The organism is Rhizobium hidalgonense, from assembly GCF_002914525.1.
In the GTDB taxonomy this organism is placed as follows: Bacteria; Pseudomonadota; Alphaproteobacteria; order Rhizobiales; family Rhizobiaceae; genus Rhizobium; species Rhizobium hidalgonense.
Map to the genome: position 1 here is coordinate 128912 of NZ_LODW01000047.1, position 16625 is coordinate 145536.

The following is a 16625-nucleotide window of genomic DNA, read 5'->3' on the forward strand; positions in this document are numbered from 1 at the left end:
AAAGCAGCCTCAGGCGCGCTGCCTTGGTGATTTATTTGACGGGATCATATGACCGCGCTGCGGACGCTCACATATCGGTCCGATCTCCTAGCCGGGCGCGCACGATGAACAATCCGGCGAGAGTCACCATGGTGAAAGCGGCTCCCGCCAGGAATGTGCCCTGAGGCCCCGTCATGTCCCATAGAGCACCGGCGACGATACTGGCTGCGAGCAATGCGATTCCCGTCACCAGGTTGAAAACGCCGAAGGCGGTTCCCCGCAGCTCGGCGGGAGCGCTCTCGGCGATCAGCGTTGCCAGCAGACCTTGGGTGAAACCCATATGAAGGCCCCAGAGCACGACACCAACCCCGACCCAGACCATCTCTGCCGCAAATGCAAGCGCGAGGTCCGCCCCGAGTAGCAGGACGAGCCCAATTGCTAGAAGGGTCGTGCGATTGACGCGATCCGACAGCACGCCAACTGGATAGGCGGAAAGGGAGTAGGCGAGACTCATGACGACCAGGACAACGGGGATCACCGTTATGGAGAAGCCGATGGATTGCGCCCGCAAGATCAAAAATGCTTCGCTGAAACGGGCGAGCGTGAAGACTGCCGCGACCGCGACCACCCACCAATAGGTCCCTCCCAATCGGCACAGTTCATCGCGATGCAGCGGCATCCGGACACGATTCTGCTTCTTGGGCCGATCCGGTTCCTTGACCGCGACGACGATGAGACCAACAGACAGGAACGCCGGGATAACGGCGATCCAAAACACTGCCTGGAAATGGTCGGCTGTTAGCCACATCAAGCCAATCGCGAACAGCGGACCGAGGAAGGCGCCGACCGTATCGAGCGATTGCCGCAGGCCAAAGCTGGCGCCGCGCAGATCGGGCGGGGCGATGTCAGCGACGAGGGCATCACGTGGAGCACCTCGAATGCCCTTGCCGACGCGGTCGATGAATCGCGCCGCGATAAGCCATTCGATGGAACCAGCCAGCGGGAAGATAGGCTTGGTGAAGGCGGCTAGGCCATAGCCGATCGCCGCTAGAAGCTTGCGCTTGCCGAGCCAGTCGCTGAGTGCACCGGAAAAGACCTTCGTGATTGAGGCTGTCGCCTCGGCGACACCTTCGATGATGCCGACGCTCAGTGCTGACGTCCCGAGCACTGTGACCATGTAGATTGGTAACAGAGCGTGGATCATCTCGGAGGAGATATCCATCAGCATCGAGACGAAGCCGAGGACCCAGATGCCCGTCGGGAGACCGGAACTGCGGACAAGCCAGGTGCCGGTGCTCGCCGTGGGTCCGTCAGGCCTATCCAGTTTAACCCTCATTTATCGGTTCTCGTCATGAGCATCGAAGACCCTTTGTGCGTAGCTGTCGAGCAATGCCTCGCACCCTCGCAAGCGCTCGCTCGCCTCTGCCGCGAGCGTGGCTCCGTAAAAATCGAGCTTCTTGATCTTCTCCAGCCAGCCCTGGAGCTTCTTTAAGTCGGTATCTTCCTCTTCGAGTTCGGCATAAGTGAACTTGTTGATCGCGATTTCCTTGGCGATCTCGGCCTCGAAATCGGTGCACCGTCCCAGAAACTCGCGATACTGATCGTCGCGATCGGCTTTGAAGCGGGATACGACCTTGTCCTCTTGCGCGCGGTCGAGGGCGACCGTCTCCAGGATAACGGATTCACCGCCCATCTTAGAAACATCATTCTCGAGCATCTTCAGGCGTCGGACATGATCGTCAGTCTTCGGCAGCAAGCAGACCCCGTTCTGCAGATAGACGGCACCCATTCCCTTCAGCCGCCGCCAAAGCGCGATGCGTTTGGTGGCGGGGTCCGGGGGCACTTTATAAGTGAGTAAGAGCCAAGCCAAATTCGTCATGTAACAAGAATAATGCAACGATCGTTACATATCAATCATATTTGTCAGCGCATTGAAAGGCGGGCAATCTCAGGGGTTAGCGGACTGCTGCCTTATCCTCTTCGTCAGAGCCTCCAAGCGATGACGGTAAGCCTTGACGGTAGCCTCGGCATGCTGTTCGTCCCTCAGACGATTGAGTAAGGCCTCACGTAAACGCTCGTGGGATCGGGTACGATTTCGTTCATGCAGGCACTCCTTATCTGAACGGAACTCATGTGCTGTCAGGAACCAGAGATTTCCGCTACGGAGATGCTGCGCACTTTCTGCCACCACGACACAGGGCGACGACCGGCCCTACTGCCCGATCATCGACGAGTCCGCCAATCTGGCGACGAACCGCCGCAGCCGCCGATCAATGCCCCGCTTCGGTCTCAACGGGCTGAAGACGGAGCACGGTGAATGCTAGCCGCCTGGATCCAACCTTTCACAAGTCAACGCTTGAACAACGCTAGCAATTCCGGTTCCGAGCGTTCGCCGCTCATTCCATCCTGAACCTGGCGTGGCAGGTCGTGCAGGTCTGGAGCATGAGATGGAACGCGTGTTCCGCCGGCATCGCCGAAAGCTCCTGCTCGTTGCGGACGTGGGTGCCAAATGGGCCGCCTCCCATCGCCTCCCCAGGCTTCATGCGCATGCTGGCGGGCATCGGTCCGGGATTTTTCTCAGCCGCGGCGTCAAGCGCGACAGCGTAGTCGCGCAGGTCGTTCGCGATGCGGTCGAACCGTTCTCGTTCCTCGAGGATGTTCGGCTTGGCCTTTGATTGCGCGCTGGCGGCCTCCGAGGCGAAATGTCCGGAGAGAACGACGCCGGATTTGTCGCGGATGGTATCGGCTGCCAGCCTGAACTCGGCCGCCTTGTAACTCATCGGGTCCTTGAACATGCCGGAGATCGTCTTCGCCGCGGCCGCCATGGCCTTCATGTCCGCCTGCCGGACCGCGACGACGTCCTGCGCAGCCGTCGACGAAATGGCACGTATCAGGACTGCTCCCGCGAAGGAGAGCAGTCCGAGTCTTTTCCAATGATTGACCTGCCTCATCGATCCGCCGCCAGTATCGAATGCCATGGTGTTTTCAACGGAATATCCGCTCTCTACCGGATATCCGTCGCCATCTGGGCAGGAAGAGGGCGAAGGCCCTCCCCGGTCACGCCACCATCTTGCGGCAATTCTCGGCGCAACGGCGGCAGGCGTCGACGCAGCTCTGCATGTCGCCGATCCGTTCGCAGTCCTCGGCGCACTGGGCGCAGATTTCGGCGCACTCCCGGCAGACATGCTTGTGGTGCTCCGAGCCGATCAGCATGAAATGCGCCGAAGTCCGGCAGATCTCCGCGCACGCCATCATCAGCTTGAAGTGCGGGGGCTTCGTGTGCTCCCCGCCCAGTTCCAGGCAATGGCCCATCGCCATCGACAGGCATTCGCGGTAGCAGGCCAGGCAGTTGTCGATGCAGGCCTTCATTTCAGTCGACATGTGATGCATGGCTCAATCTCCTACTTGGCTTCTTTGTCCACCCACTTGGACATCTCTTCGATCTCCTTTTTCTGGGCTTCAATGATCTTCTGGGCCATCTGCTTGGCCTCGTCGTTGTCGCCGTATTTCAGCTCAACCTCCGACATGCTGATCGCGCCCATGTGGTGGGCGATCATGCCGCAGACGAAGGAAAGGTCGGCGCCCTTCTTCATCATTCCCTGCATCATGTTCATGTGCATGTCCTTCATGCCTTTCATCGACGCCTTCTGGTAATCGGTCATGTCGCCCATCGGCATGCTGTTCGAGGGCATGTCCATCTTTGACATGTCCATGCCCTGAGACTTGCACTTCTCGGGATACGCCATTGTCGACTGGGCGGAAGCGCTCGCTGGAAGGATCGCAAGGGACGCGGCGGCAGCAACTGCGGAAATGGCAAGGGTAGTGAGCTTCTTCATGATCGTGCTCCGATAGTTGATTGAGGATGGTAGGTCTCAAGTAGCGGAGCTTCGGGGCGGTGGATCGATCGCGCGGATCAGCAGTAGCGGCCGATAGCCGGCCGATATCCGTTCATGTCGCCTGGGCTCAAAACGCGGCTCGGCGATTTCTGCGAGTTTCGGGAGGATCGGACAGCAATGCATCGTCAAACAGCACGCGTTCTGCTGCCCGGACGCATGCCCGGATTGGGGATGATGCTCCGTCGCCGCCTGACAATACTGGACTTCGACATCGGTCGACGCCGCGGCCATGCCGAAGGAATTTGTTGCCATCAACAAGGTGACGACCACGACCTGCGCGTAGTGAAATATGCTCCCAAGTCTCATTCGGCTGGTTTTCCCTTCTGCCCTAGAACCGCAGGGCAGCTGAAATGTTCCAGGCAATCGATAATCTGTGGCGACGGGGATTTTGGCATGGCCGATGAGGAACCATTAACTGGTGCTGGCTAGTCTGCCCCTGTCGCTCGGAAGGAACCGATGAAACGTGGCTATACACCTGCCCAGATAGGACTGCACTGGCTGATCGCCTTCATGATCCCGGTCCAGTATCTGACAGGCGGCAGCATTGAGAGAACACACCACGCCGTTCACATGGGCGTGACACCGTCGTACTGGGACGTCGTCCAGCACCACCTCCACAACTATGCGGGAATCGCGATCGGCCTGCTGATGGGCATACGGCTGGTTCTTCGAATCATGCAGCCGCCGCAGACGAGCGCACGCCGCACGTGGGCCGGGCGGGCCGCAACAGCGCTTCATCATGCCTTCTATGCAGCGATCATCGCGCAGGCCTGTATGGGATTCGTCGCAAGCTATTTCTGGTTCGGGATCGCGCCCTATCACGTCGCGGGATCGAGGATCATCCTGGCGATGGTCGCGCTGCATTTTGCCGCGACGGCCTGGCACACGCTGGTGGCCCGTGACGAGACGGTCGACCGGATGGTGTTCCCGCGCAGCAAGCCGTCAGCCCAGGAGCTGTAACGTGGCCAGCGTCAGCACGACGTAGCGGCCCGTCTTGGCGACGAACACGAGAATCGTGAAGGGAAGCAGTGGCTCCTTGAGCACTCCGGCGACAACCGTGATGGCGTCTCCAAACACGGGCATCCAGGAAAGCAGCAGCGTCCACTTCCCGTATTTCCTGTACCAGCGAGACGAGCGTTCGAGCGCCTCCTCCCCGACTGGAAACCAGCGCCGATTCCGGAGCGTTTCGAGACCCCGGCCGAGGAACCAGTTGACGATGCTTCCAAGCGTGTTTCCGACACTGGCGACGGCGAGCAGAACCGGGACGGAGAACTTGCTGGTGAGAAGAAGGCCGACCAGCACCGGCTCCGACTGCATGGGCAGTATCGTCGCCGCACCGAAGGCGGCGGTGAAAAGGCCGGTGTAGGATGCAAGATCGATCATCGTCAAAAAAGAACAGCCCCTGTTGACCTTGCCACCGTTGGAAGCCCTAGCTGTGCACAACGTGATGTTTGCGCCACATAAAGGACTCGAACATTGACGAGACATAGCTCGTAATTGAAATCGCGCTGCTTTGCATGTAGCTCGTTGGGAATGGACAGGATGTACCGAATCACAATGAGCAGGCTGCTCGTGATGCTGCGGCTGGTGATCATCGTATCACTGGCGGGGTACTCGCTGTCGAATGCCCACGCCGCGATGCACGGATCCGCGTTTCCCGATCTGAAAGCCGTCGTCTCGGACGTGACGCCGTCCCATGAAGACCATGACATGGTTGAGGCAACCGATCACGGCCACTCGCATGGCGACGTATCCCATGATGACGATGGTGCATCGAAACTCGTCAAGCAGGAATGCTGCAAGGACTTCTGTGGCGGGCTTGGCATTATTTGTGAAGGCCCTGACGTCGGCGGACCCGTCGTGGTCTCGATCCGGCAGTTCGCCGACGACCGTACGACCCTTGGCGAACTGCCGCCCCTGCACCGTCCCCCGAATATCTAAAAAGAGACGCGCCCGCTTGACGGGGTCCAGTCGGTCGCCTGCCTGAATCTGGGCAGCGCCGTAGGCTATCTCTTATTCGGAAAATTCATAATGAAATCCTCGCTTTTCGTGGTGGGGCTGCCGCTTGTTGTCGGCGGCTGCGCATCCACGCTTCCTCCTGACGTGGTGGTTTCCGCCGCCGCGGTCGAACAACCCTCGGCGCGCCCCGCCGCATACCGGTCGCCGATCTCGGGCTACGTCGTCAGACAGCCTGTCGATCCAAAGCCGTGGCGCAGACAGAACGATCCGCAGTCTCCTGAGAAAGGAGACGCCTCATGATCGGCCTCGGAAAATTCGTCACGGTGCTGGCGTTCCCGCTGATACTGAGCGGCTGCGTCACCGGCGCCGAATATTCAACCAACCAAGCAGGTTTTGCTTCCGTTGCCGACAAGACGGCGATTGTGACCACGAAGCAGACGGTCTGGATACAGAACCAGAACCAGGCTCGCTCGGCGGCTGCGGAGGTTAAAAGCCTGCTGGCGCGAAAGAAGTCCCTGGACGTCGAGACGGCGGTCCAGATCGCCCTCTTGAACAACAAGGGCCTGCAGGCCGCCTACGCCGATCTCGGCGACAGCGCCGCCGATGCCTGGCAGTCGACAATGTTCATCAACCCGACCGTGTCCATCGGCACGACGGGCATGGGCACCCCGGAACTGGAGGCGTTCAAGACCATCGAGGGGATGATCACGACGAACATCCTGGCGCTCGCGACGAAAAAGACGGACGTGGCGATCGCCGACACCCGCTTCCGCCGGGCGCAGTTGACAGCGGCCTTGAGAACGCTCCAGGTCGCCGCTGACACCCGGCGTGCCTGGATCGGTGCGGTGGCGGCCTGGGAGAACGTCGGCCAGCTCCAGCGAGCCCAGGCGGCGGCGGACGCCGCTTCAGAACTCGCGGAGAAGCTGGGCGAGACAGGCGCGATGGCAAAGGGCGCCCAGGCCCGCGAGCACGTGTTCGTCGCCGAACTCGCTGGAGAGACGGCGAAGGCCCGACTGGCGGCGCGGCTTGCCAAGGAGGAGCTGACCCGGCTGATGGGCCTGTGGGGCTCGGACCTTGATTACCAGGTTCCGAACGGCCTGCCGACGCTACCGAAATCCGTTGTGAAACGGGACACCATCGAGGCCGAGGCTCTTAAGAACCGCATTGACCTTCAGGTCGCGAAGCTCGAACTCGAAGCCACCGCCAGATCGTACGGTCTCACCGAGGCGACACGCTATGTCACCGACCTCGAAATCCTCACGGGCTTCGAAACGGAACGGGAAGTTGAGGAAGACGAGAAGAAGACGGAAACGACAGCCCAGGTCGAGCTCGAGTTCGCCATCCCGATCTTCGACACCGGCAAGGCGCGGATGCGCAAGGCCGAGGTGGCCTACATGCGGGCGGCGAACCTGCTGGCGGAGAAGGCAGTCAATGTCCGCTCGGAAGCGCGCTCCGCCTACGAGGCCTATCGCTCGAACTACGACATCGCCCGGCACTACCGAAACAATGTGGTGCCGCTGCGCACGAAGGTCGAAGAGGAATCCCTGCTAACATACAACGGCATGATCTCGAACACCTTCGATCTGCTGAGCGACACGCGCGACAAGATCAATTCCATCCTGCTCTCCGTCAACGCCAAGCGCGACTTCTGGCTCGCCGAAGCCAACCTCGCGCCAGCGATCTACGGCGGCGGCGCGACGAACGCGTCGACAGAGACGGAAGTCGCCGCTGCCTCCGAAGGCGGCGGTGGCCATTGAGAAAGGAACTCACCATGTTCAACAGACGACAACTGTTCGGTGCCAGCGCTGCCCTGCTGGCGGCAGGCGCCTGGACGAAGACGTCGGCCATGGGCCTGCCCGACACGCCGACAATGGATTCGGCAGACATGCAGCCGCCGCTCCTCCCAACCTCCGGTCCGGAATACCAGCCGGTCGTCACCCTCAACGGCTGGACCCTGCCGCATCGGATGAGCAATGGCGTCAAGGAATTCCACCTCGTCGCCGAACCGGTTGAGCGCGAGATGGCGGACGGCATGACCGCCTATCTTTGGGGTTATAACGGACAGTCACCTGGACCGACGATCGAGGCTGTCGAAGGCGACCGCGTTCGCATCTTCGTCACCAACAAGCTGCCGGAACATACGACCATCCACTGGCACGGCATGATTCTTCCATCGGGTATGGACGGCGTCGGCGGCCTGACGCAGCCGCACATCCCGGTTGGAAAGACCTACGTCTACGAGTTCGACCTCGTGAAATCAGGCACCTTCATGTACCACCCGCATTCCGACGAGATGGTGCAGATGGCGATGGGCATGATGGGCTTCTTCGTCGTCCACCCGAAAGATCCGAAGTTCATGCGCGTCGACCGCGACTTCGTGTTCCTGCTCAACGCCTACGACATCGATCCCGGCTCGTACGTGCCGAAGATCATGGAGATGACCGACTTCAACATGTGGTGCTGGAACAGCCGCGTGTTTCCGGACATCAGCCCGCTGGTCGTCTCGAAGAACGACAGAGTGCGTGTCCGCGTCGGCAACCTGACGATGACCAACCACCCCGTCCACATGCATGGCTACGATTTCGAAGTGACCTGCACGGACGGCGGCTGGGTGCGGCCGGAGGCGCGCTGGCCGGAGGTCAGCATCGACATCCCGGTTGGTGCTATGCGGGCTTACGAGTTCGACGCCAAGTATCTCGGCGACTGGGCCATCCATTGCCACAAGTCGCACCACACGATGAACGCCATGGGTCACGACATCCCGACCTTCATCGGTGCCGACAAGTCGAAGGTCACAGAGAAGATCCGAAAGCTGCAACCGGAATACATGCCCATGGGCACGAAGGGCATGGCCGACATGGGCGAAATGGAAATGCCCATTCCCGAGAACACCGTTCCGATGATGACCGGCTGGGGCAAGTACGGCCCCATCGAAATGGGCGGCATGTTCTCCGTCGTGAAGGTCCGCGAGGGCATCTCGGCGGACGATTACGCCGATCCGGGCTGGTACGAAAATCCGCCCGGAACGCAGGCCTGGGAGTGGACCGGCGAACTGCCGGACGCGACCAAGGCCAATGACGCAAAAACCCAGATCACTCCGAAGCCCGTCAAAGGATGACGGCTCCATACCTCCCAACTGCAAAGGAACGAAATGAAGAAAATTCTAATCGCAGCCGCACTCGCGGCCCTCGCAACACCCGTCCTCGCCTCCGGCAATCACGCCGGCGGCCACGGTGAAAAAATGGCGGTCGGCGAGCCGGGCGACAAGGCCAAGGCGACACAGACGATCCGCGTCACGATGAAGGAAACCGATGACGGCAAGATGTTGTTCACGCCAGCGGTCTTCAAGGTTCGCAAGGGGCAGACGGTCAAGATCGAGATCAAGAACGCCGGCACCGTCGACCATGAATTCGTGCTCGATCAGGAAGACAAGATTCTGGAGCACAAGAAGGTCATGGAGAAGTTCCCGGAAATGGAACATGCCGACGCCAATTCGATCCGCCTTCCGGCAGGCCAGTCGGGCGAGATCGTCTGGAAGTTCACCACCGACGGTGACTTCAAGTTCGCCTGCCTGATCCCCGGCCACTACGAAGCCGGCATGCACGGCGACGTCAGCGTCGCCGGAAAGTAATAGAAACCAAGGAGCCCTGAACATGAAAACTGCAATGATCACAATCGGTGTCGCCGCCCTGCTCTCCGCGAGCGCCGCCTTTGGGGCTTTCGCCCAGGAATTCACCAAGGGTGCCGTCACCAAGGTCGACGCCAAGGCGAAGAAGGTCACCATCAAGCATGAAGACTTGAAGAACCTCGACATGCCCGCGATGACGATGGTCTTCCGCATTGAAGACCCGGCTCTCCTCGAAAAGCTGAAGGAAGGGTCGAACGTCGAGTTCGTTGCTGAGCGCGTGAATGGCAAGCTGACTGTCACTGAAGTAAAGTAGCGGACGCCTGCCGCCCGGACCGGTCCGGGCGGCAGGACATCGAGGTGTGGAGACGATGCACAGGATAAGCTTCATCTCAATGGCGGCGTCCGTCCTCGCGCTCCCCGGCGGAGGGGCCCTCGCCGGCCCGGCGAAGATGACAGTCCACAAGGATCCGAACTGCGGCTGCTGCAACGAATGGTCGAAGGCGATGGCCGCAGCGGGATTTTCCGTCGATGCCCGCGACGCCGACGATCTCGCCCCCGTCAAGGCGCGGCTGGGTGCGCCCGCCGATTTGGAGGGCTGCCACACCGCCGTTGTCGAGAAATACTACCTTGAGGGACACGTGCCGCTCGCGGCCGTCCAGCGACTGTTGCGGGAGCGGCCGCCGCTTCGGGGGCTGCGTGCCGGGCATGCCGCCCGGTTCATTGGGGATGGGTGACTATCCGACGGCATCCTATGACGTTTATGCGATCCCGTCGGGGGCCGGCGCGCCTACGTATTGATGGCGGTTCGGCCCCGGAAGGGCTAAGGTCTCGATCGATCAAGCCATGGCCGTATCGCCGCTTCAGGAAACGGGCGCGGTGCAAAGTGCCGCCCAGAGATCGTGCTTCCAGTCGGTTCCCCGCCGCGTCGACACGTCGACCGCATAGTTCTCGGAATTGGTCCGCACCATGGCTGGCGAAACGCAGCGCACGCTCGCCTCGTGTCTTGCTTGGTCCCGGAAGAGCACTGTGCCGCCACCGTCGAATTCTGACAGCGTGATCACCACGTCGAAATCGAAGGCGGGATCGCGCGCGGGGCGGCCATCCGCCAGACTGAGGCTGACCGATCGGCCACCGCCGAACGAAGCGGTGTGGAACGTTGCAAGCTCGGACGACGCCGCCGTCGACGCGGACTGAGCGCAAAGGATCAGAGGCAGAAGGATTCGGCGCATTTACCCCTCCCGCGGTCAATACATGTTGATCCTATCATATCCGCGCAGGCTCCGCGACAATTGCGCAGCCACCTCCGAAGGATCTGTTGGCCCCGGTACGACCTCGTCAACTTGAATGCTGGCGTCGGACGCAGCTGCGGTAATCATAGAGAAGGAAGCTGAGGAGGTTTGATCTACCGCCTTGATCGCCATGAAGGCGGGAAGGAACAGACGCTCTCGATACCGCCCTCGGCCGCCGCGGCAGTTGAGGCGCTTTTGGCGCACATGCTGCGCGGCGAACGTGTTGCCGTGCTGGCCGAAGACCAAGAACTGAGCCCGACCGAGGCGGCTGCCGTTCTCGGCATTTCTCGTCCACTCGTCGTCCTGCGCATGGACCGGGGCGAGCTACCATTCCGTTATGTCGGCAAACACCGCCGCGCCTTGCTGAAGGACGTGCTTATACTGAAATCGAGGCTCGACACCGCCAGACCGCGATGGACGCGCTTGCTGAGGACACCGAGGACCTGATCCAGACCCATGGCGTCTAAACCGCCCGTCGCGGTCTATGATGCCTGCGTCCTCTATCCCTTCCACTGCGCAACGTCCTGATCCAGTGCGCGTTCGATGGCCTCGTCGATGCGCGCTGGACCGATGACATCCATGACGAGTGGATGCGCAATCTTGCAGCCAACACGCCCGCCTTACCAATAGAACGTCTGATCGCCACGCGTGACAGGATGAAGGCCGTGCTACCGGAGGCGGACGTTGCAAACTGTGCCTCTTTGGTCGCGGACCTCGAGCTACCTGATCCGGGCGATCGGCATGTGCTCGCAGCCGCCGTCACCGGGAAAGCCTCCATCATCGTAACCTGGAACCTGAAAGATTTCCCAGCGCAAGACCTCCGCCCTTACCGCGTGACCAGCCAGTCGCCGGATGATTTCCTGACCGAGCTCCATGCCGCGTTTCCCGACGCGCTGATCTCCAGCGTCAAACGTGCGAGGCTTAATCTGTGGAAGACAACGCCGACGGTTGAACGTTTCATAGACGCGCTTCAGCAAAATGGGCTGAAGAAATTTGCAAGGATGCTCTGCCAGAACATAGCCTTGCGGGACTGATCCGGATGATCCGATCAACTTGCCGCAGTCGTCGCCTTCAGGCTTGAAGCAGAAGGGAATAGAACCGTCGACCCCGCTATTTTCAGTGTTGTGCCCAGGACGCCGAAAGCCTGATCAACCTGATGCCCGCCTACCAGATGAACCCCGATCAGATGGGGCCGATCGTCCGCAATACCGCTGAGGGAAAGAAGCAGTTGGTCCATGCGCGCTGGGGCCTGCCCTCCCCGCGCTTCACGCTCGAGAAGGCCGCCAAAGCGAAAGCCGAGAATTGCGGCCAAGGGTAAGCCATTCGATCTCGAAGAACTGATCCGCATGGAGGCCGACCGCGGCACGACCAATGTGCGCAAGCTCAGTTTTCGCATTGGAAGCGATGGTTCGGCGTCGAAAACAGATGTCTCGTCCCGGTCACCAGTTTCGCGGAACCGGATTCGGCCAGCCAAGCGGAAGGTGGTAAGGTGCCAAATGCCTGGTTCGCCCGCGACGAGCAAAAGTCGCTGATGTTTTTCGCTGGCATTCATGTGCCGCAGTGGCAGAGTGTCCGAAAGGTCAGGGACGGCCTGACCACCGACGACCTCTATGGGTTTTTGACCACGGATCCCAACAGCCTGGTGAAGCCGATCCATGAGAAGGCCATGCCGGTCCTGCTACTGACGAAGGAGGAGACCGACACCTGGATGCGGGCGCGTTGGGATGAGGCCAAGGATCTCGCACGGCCTCTCCCGGACGACGCGCTGATTATTTCCTCATGCGAGCCGTACGGATCCGCGATCGTCTCGACATCCGGAGAGCCGGTGGAACAGGGCAGTCTGCTTTAACGCCTGAACTCAGAGCTTGATTGTATCGAAAAACGAAAAAGCCTGCCGCGGGAGGAGGTGCGGCAGGCTTTTCGAAAGAATTGAACAACGGCTGGGAGGAGGAGTGCCGCTGTTCCGTCAGGCGCCCTTTGGGAGGAGGTATGGGTCGCCTGAAACACGAAGCTCTGCGGGAGGAGGTGCATTGCTTCGATGATCTGAGAATACCAGAGGCTGCCCCGACCGCCAGCGCTGAGATTGCAGTACAGCCATGCGCTTGTTGCAATGAAACATAATCCTCTGCTTATTTTTCGGCCACTGTTTTCGAGACGCCGCTTTCCCGTGCTGGCTCGAAACCAAGAACGAATTCGATCACCTTGTTGGAGGACATTTCGCACGGTTTAAGTATCGACCCCGGTTCAGCCAATCGATAGAGGTTGAAGCTGACGATATCTGTTCCGCTAAGCTCCTCACCATAGAGCCAGATCCGTTTGCCATCCTCCGACCGCTTGACGGTCACGCCCCATGGCCGGTCACCAAAATATCCGTCGACATAGCCGTCCGGCAATTTCGCAAGCGCGTCTTCGAACGTCGCCAGAATAGGTGGCGGAGTTTTGCCGCCGGCGGTCATGGTGCCAGGCATTCGTCGCAGATCCCGCAACCATCGTCATCCATGCTCGATGCCGAGCGTAACTTTCGACAACAAGTGGCGGAGAAGACCGACGTCGCCATCCGCATGGGCAATCTGCCGGACAGCGGGCTCATCGCCCGCAAGCTCGGACAGAGCCGCCGCGTGGTTTGTGCCGCCCCCGGCTACCTCACGCGCAAGGGAGTGCCGGAAACTCCGGCGGATCTTGAGCATCACGACTGCCTGACATTCAATTTCCGTCCCGCAAGACCCTCCTGGCCGTTCGCACCGATGGTCGGGATCTCGCACAGCCGATCAAAGGCACGATCGTCGTGAACAACGGCGAGACGATGAAGCAGATGGTGTTGGCTGGGGCCGGCATTGCCCGAGTGGGCCTGTTTCATGTGGCCGACGAGATTGCGACAGGGCAACTGGTCCCATTGCTCGAAGACTACAATCCGGGGGACCTGGAACTGGTCCATGCCATCTATGTCGGTGGCGGCCCCCTGCCCCACCGCGTCCGCCCTTCATCGAACATATGGTGCAGAGATTGCGTGATTCATCGCTGCTGAATGGCCCTCCTTGACCTACATAAACGGGCGGCCATCACCTACCGGAACCGGTGCATTATTTGCGATTAAATGCCAAACGACAGGTGATGCCGGGCGCCGGCGCGCCTTTCATTCGAGGCGGTAATTCGACAGGTCGACGCCAACGATGAGCGGTTCGGTCGCCGGCGTGTTGTCGGGATTGCGGGGATACACCCGGAATTTGGAAGGCAGCACGATCCCCTCGACGGTGACCGGATCGAGGAGATAACGCGCGGCCGCGTTGTTGCCCTGGATCTCGACCTCGTAGTCGTGACGCCGGATCAAGCCGTTCGGACCAACGTAGAAGGTCTGTTCCCGGCTGTGGGTGGCGATGTCTGCAGGAAAGGTAACCCGCACCCGGCGCCACGTCTCGCCTTGTTCCGACCAGGGCGCGATTTCCTCGGCCACGACGCCCGGCTGCGCGAGGACGAAGGGCGAGGTCAGATAGGTCCACATCGTGTAGCCCGAGAAATAAGCGAGCTGCGGGTCGCTCCAGTGCGTCTCCATCGCGAACCCCGCGAAGCTCGCGCGCGGCTGCGCGAGCCTTTCGACGACCTTACCCTCGGGCGTTTCGATGCTGACCTCGTCCGGCGTGAAGCGGGAGCGGTTCTGTGTCGGATGGAACGGCCAATGCGACACCTCTTCCTTCCGGAGGTTCACCCGGACATCGGCTTGAGCGAGAGTGTCCGGCTTTCCCTTCAGGTCCCAGAGAATGCCGAACTGATGAAGCCGTGCTGTCAGAAAGGAAAATTGCCGGAACCGATCGAGGCCGCCATGGGCCTCCATCACCTGCTGCTGAATATCGCGCATCTGTCTTTCCTCAATTGTCCAGAAAGGTCTGGCAGTGGGCGACGAATGTCTCGGCGTACTGGAACAGCGCGCCGTGCCCGGAGTCCGGATAGAGGATGAGTTGCGCGTTCTTCATGGCTTTGAACATCGTGTAAGCATTGATGCTCGGGAACATCGTGTCGTCGCTGCCATGCACGATGAGCGTGGGCTGCCCGATGGCCCGAAGCGTTGCGTCACCCTCGTCCTTCGCAGCACACCAGCCGATGATCGCCTTGGCCTGAGGCTCGCTGACATCATCGCCGCTGTCCGGGTCGCGGTCTTGCGTGCGTGCCGTGGCGCGCGCCACGAACGCGCGGCCGGCGCGCTGGCTGTCTTCCGAGGGCGTGAAGAACAATGGCAGACGCACATCCGACGCGCCCTGCGCGAAGGCCTCATCCACCACGGCAAGCAGATGTTCCTCGCCGCCGCGGGGCGCCGCGCCGGCGATGATGATCTTGCGGATCAGCTCGGGATGCTGGACGGCGAGGACCTGGGCGAGCATGCCGCCCAGCGAGAAGCCGAGAAGATCGACCTGCGTCAGGTCGAGGCCACGGATGAAGGTCTCCGCGTCCGCCGCCATCTGCTCGACCGTGTCGGGCGTACGCCCTGTCGACGTGCCAATACCGAGATTGTCGAAGACGACCACGGGCCGCGCCTCTGCCAGCCTGTTCACGACCGCTGGATCCCAGGAATCCATCGTCCCGGTGAAGTGTTGCAGCAAGATCAATGGTGTTCCTGAGTCCCGGCCAAAACGCCTGAATGCAAAGCGAACATTGCCGGTATCGAGATATTCGGTTTTTGCCGTTTCGAGTGACATGTGATTTCCTTGTGAGGTGGACCGCCTGGCGGCGAAGTTGCTTGTTAGAATTTGACCCGCGGACCTACATCGTCAGCACGATGCGAAATCGGGCTTCGCCGGCCATCATCTTCCGATAGGCTTCGGGTGCACGCTCAAGCGGCATGGTCTCGATCATGGCCGAGACGCTGGCCAGCGCGGAAAACCGCAACGTCGCGTCGGCCGTGTCCGGGTCGCCGGTCAGGGCGCCTTCGATGGACCGCCCGCCGAACAAGAGGTCCGAGGTCGCGACCTGCACTGGCTCGGGAGAGGCGCCAAGGGCGATGACCCGGCCGCGCGGACGGAGTCCCTTTACCGCCTGCGCGACGGCGTCGCCGCCCGACGCCGTCGCGACGACGAGATGAGCGCCGCCCAAGGCCCGCAGCGCCGGTGCAATTCCGACGTTTGTGCTGTCGATGTAATGATGGGCGCCGAGCTTTTCGGCGAGACCGCCCTTGTCCGGCCCTCGCCCGATCGCGACGACCTCGAAGCCCATGTGCCGGCCGAACTGCACCGCGAGATGCCCCAATCCGCCGATCCCGATGATGGCGACGAGGTCGCCGGCGCGTGCTGGCGCGTTGCGCAGCGCGCTAAAGGTCGTGAGCCCGGCGCAGAGCAGCGGAGCGGCATCCTCGGAGGCGAGTCCCTCGGGGATCGACACGAGCCCGCTGGCACGTGCGATCATGGATTCCGCGTATCCGCCGTCATGGTGGATGCCGGTGAATTCCTGGTTTCGGCAGTTGACGAGGTCGCCTTTCCGGCACTCCTGGCAATGCCCGCAGCTTCCGCCGAGGAAGCCAACGCCGACGCGCTGGCCCAGCGTCCAACCTTCGACGTTGCCGCCGACCGCATCGATGACGCCCACCGCCTCATGGCCGGGGACCCGAGGCCATTGGATAGGAAAGGCCCCCTCGACCGTCGCCGCGTCCGAGTGGCAGACGCCACAGGCCTCGACGCGCAGGCGGACCTGCCCGGGCCCCGGCTCGACGAAGGGCTTTCGCGTCAGTTCAAGCCGGCCCGGCGCGACGGCCTGGACGGCGGTGTATGTCTTCGAATGGCTGGACATCGGAGCTCCCGCATCTGAAAAATCTCCCAGAGCGGTAGCAGTTGGGCTGTTCAGGCCGACAGGACATAGATGCCATTATTCTGGCCACGCGATTAGTATAAC

At 61.1% G+C, this 16625-nt stretch carries 19 protein-coding genes and 4 pseudogenes; 12 read left to right on the top strand and 11 right to left on the bottom strand.

Annotated features, from left to right (window positions below):
* Window positions 1-67: 67 nt before the first annotated feature.
* The 5 genes from ATY29_RS09700 to ATY29_RS09720 form a co-directional block, all read right to left on the bottom strand.
* Window positions 68-1303 (bottom strand): MFS transporter, encoded by a 1236-nt coding sequence (locus ATY29_RS09700; protein ID WP_244597387.1) that lies wholly within the window; start codon window positions 1301-1303, stop codon window positions 68-70.
* Window positions 1304-1315: 12 nt separating this feature from the next.
* A complete protein-coding gene (locus ATY29_RS09705) occupies window positions 1316-1858 on the bottom strand; it encodes a Chromate resistance protein ChrB (protein WP_097536298.1) in 543 nt (180 codons plus the stop codon).
* Window positions 1859-2375: 517 nt separating this feature from the next.
* Entirely contained in the window at window positions 2376-2930 is a 555-nt protein-coding gene (locus ATY29_RS09710) for a cytochrome c (protein WP_097536383.1), read from the bottom strand.
* 106 nt (window positions 2931-3036) lie between these two features.
* Entirely contained in the window at window positions 3037-3369 is a 333-nt protein-coding gene (locus ATY29_RS09715; RefSeq protein WP_097536300.1) for a four-helix bundle copper-binding protein, read from the bottom strand.
* Window positions 3370-3380: 11 nt separating this feature from the next.
* The gene (locus ATY29_RS09720) at window positions 3381-3815 is read right to left on the bottom strand and encodes a DUF305 domain-containing protein (protein ID WP_097536302.1); all 435 of its coding nucleotides are present in this window, start codon (window positions 3813-3815) and stop codon (window positions 3381-3383) included.
* Between the two features lie 516 nt (window positions 3816-4331).
* Between ATY29_RS09720 and ATY29_RS09730 the strand changes: the two genes are divergently transcribed.
* On the top strand, window positions 4332-4835 hold the full coding sequence (locus ATY29_RS09730; protein WP_097536306.1) for a cytochrome b: 504 nt from the start codon (window positions 4332-4334) through the stop codon (window positions 4833-4835).
* On the opposite strand, the gene ATY29_RS09735 is transcribed toward ATY29_RS09730, so the two are convergent.
* The gene (locus ATY29_RS09735) at window positions 4818-5258 is read right to left on the bottom strand and encodes a YqaA family protein (protein ID WP_097536308.1); all 441 of its coding nucleotides are present in this window, start codon (window positions 5256-5258) and stop codon (window positions 4818-4820) included. The two genes, ATY29_RS09730 and ATY29_RS09735, sit on opposite strands and share 18 nt — an antisense overlap.
* Before the next feature lie 159 nt (window positions 5259-5417).
* Here ATY29_RS09735 and ATY29_RS09740 point away from each other — a divergent pair, with 159 nt between their 5' ends.
* The 7 genes and pseudogenes from ATY29_RS09740 (at window position 5418) to ATY29_RS09770 (ending at window position 10286) form a co-directional block, all read left to right on the top strand.
* Window positions 5418-5816, top strand: coding sequence for a hypothetical protein (locus tag ATY29_RS09740; protein ID WP_097536385.1), 399 nt, complete (start codon window positions 5418-5420; stop codon window positions 5814-5816).
* A 90-nt stretch (window positions 5817-5906) separates the two neighbouring features.
* On the top strand, window positions 5907-6134 hold the full coding sequence (locus ATY29_RS09745; protein ID WP_097536310.1) for a hypothetical protein: 228 nt from the start codon (window positions 5907-5909) through the stop codon (window positions 6132-6134).
* Window positions 6131-7591 (top strand): TolC family protein, encoded by a 1461-nt coding sequence (locus ATY29_RS09750; RefSeq protein ID WP_097536312.1) that lies wholly within the window; start codon window positions 6131-6133, stop codon window positions 7589-7591. The genes ATY29_RS09745 and ATY29_RS09750 overlap by 4 nt, the downstream gene beginning before the upstream one ends.
* Before the next feature lie 14 nt (window positions 7592-7605).
* On the top strand, window positions 7606-8952 hold the full coding sequence (locus tag ATY29_RS09755) for a multicopper oxidase family protein (RefSeq protein ID WP_097536314.1): 1347 nt from the start codon (window positions 7606-7608) through the stop codon (window positions 8950-8952).
* A 33-nt stretch (window positions 8953-8985) separates the two neighbouring features.
* Window positions 8986-9465 (top strand): cupredoxin domain-containing protein, encoded by a 480-nt coding sequence (locus ATY29_RS09760; protein ID WP_097536316.1) that lies wholly within the window; start codon window positions 8986-8988, stop codon window positions 9463-9465.
* Window positions 9466-9487: 22 nt separating this feature from the next.
* On the top strand, window positions 9488-9775 hold the full coding sequence (locus tag ATY29_RS09765) for a copper-binding protein (protein ID WP_097536318.1): 288 nt from the start codon (window positions 9488-9490) through the stop codon (window positions 9773-9775).
* A 55-nt stretch (window positions 9776-9830) separates the two neighbouring features.
* Window positions 9831-10286 (top strand): annotated as a pseudogene (locus tag ATY29_RS09770) (DUF411 domain-containing protein).
* Between the two features lie 36 nt (window positions 10287-10322).
* Here the strand turns inward: ATY29_RS09770 and ATY29_RS09775 are convergent.
* The gene (locus ATY29_RS09775) at window positions 10323-10691 is read right to left on the bottom strand and encodes a hypothetical protein (protein WP_097536320.1); all 369 of its coding nucleotides are present in this window, start codon (window positions 10689-10691) and stop codon (window positions 10323-10325) included.
* Window positions 10692-10877: 186 nt separating this feature from the next.
* Here ATY29_RS09775 and ATY29_RS09780 point away from each other — a divergent pair.
* From ATY29_RS09780 to ATY29_RS09790, 3 genes and pseudogenes are all read left to right on the top strand, one after another.
* Window positions 10878-11218 (top strand): annotated as a pseudogene (locus ATY29_RS09780) (MerR family transcriptional regulator); the annotation flags it as partial.
* A 108-nt stretch (window positions 11219-11326) separates the two neighbouring features.
* The gene (locus tag ATY29_RS09785) at window positions 11327-11785 is read left to right on the top strand and encodes a VapC50 family PIN domain-containing toxin (protein ID WP_342210723.1); all 459 of its coding nucleotides are present in this window, start codon (window positions 11327-11329) and stop codon (window positions 11783-11785) included.
* Window positions 11786-11907: 122 nt separating this feature from the next.
* Window positions 11908-12600: pseudogene (locus tag ATY29_RS09790) on the top strand (SOS response-associated peptidase family protein).
* Between the two features lie 280 nt (window positions 12601-12880).
* Here ATY29_RS09790 and ATY29_RS09800 read toward each other — a convergent pair.
* A complete protein-coding gene (locus ATY29_RS09800; protein WP_097536322.1) occupies window positions 12881-13219 on the bottom strand; it encodes a hypothetical protein in 339 nt (112 codons plus the stop codon).
* Window positions 13220-13282: 63 nt separating this feature from the next.
* Between ATY29_RS09800 and ATY29_RS09805 the strand changes: the two are divergent.
* Window positions 13283-13790 (top strand): annotated as a pseudogene (locus ATY29_RS09805) (LysR substrate-binding domain-containing protein); the annotation flags it as partial.
* 94 nt (window positions 13791-13884) lie between these two features.
* Here the strand turns inward: ATY29_RS09805 and ATY29_RS09810 are convergent.
* The 3 genes from ATY29_RS09810 to ATY29_RS09820 form a co-directional block, all read right to left on the bottom strand.
* Entirely contained in the window at window positions 13885-14604 is a 720-nt protein-coding gene (locus tag ATY29_RS09810; RefSeq protein WP_097536324.1) for a hypothetical protein, read from the bottom strand.
* Between the two features lie 10 nt (window positions 14605-14614).
* Window positions 14615-15439, bottom strand: coding sequence for an alpha/beta fold hydrolase (locus tag ATY29_RS09815; RefSeq protein ID WP_097536326.1), 825 nt, complete (start codon window positions 15437-15439; stop codon window positions 14615-14617).
* A gap of 64 nt (window positions 15440-15503) precedes the next feature.
* Complete coding sequence (locus ATY29_RS09820) at window positions 15504-16523, bottom strand: alcohol dehydrogenase catalytic domain-containing protein (RefSeq protein ID WP_097536328.1); 1020 nt, start codon at window positions 16521-16523, stop codon at window positions 15504-15506.
* Window positions 16524-16625: the final 102 nt, after the last annotated feature.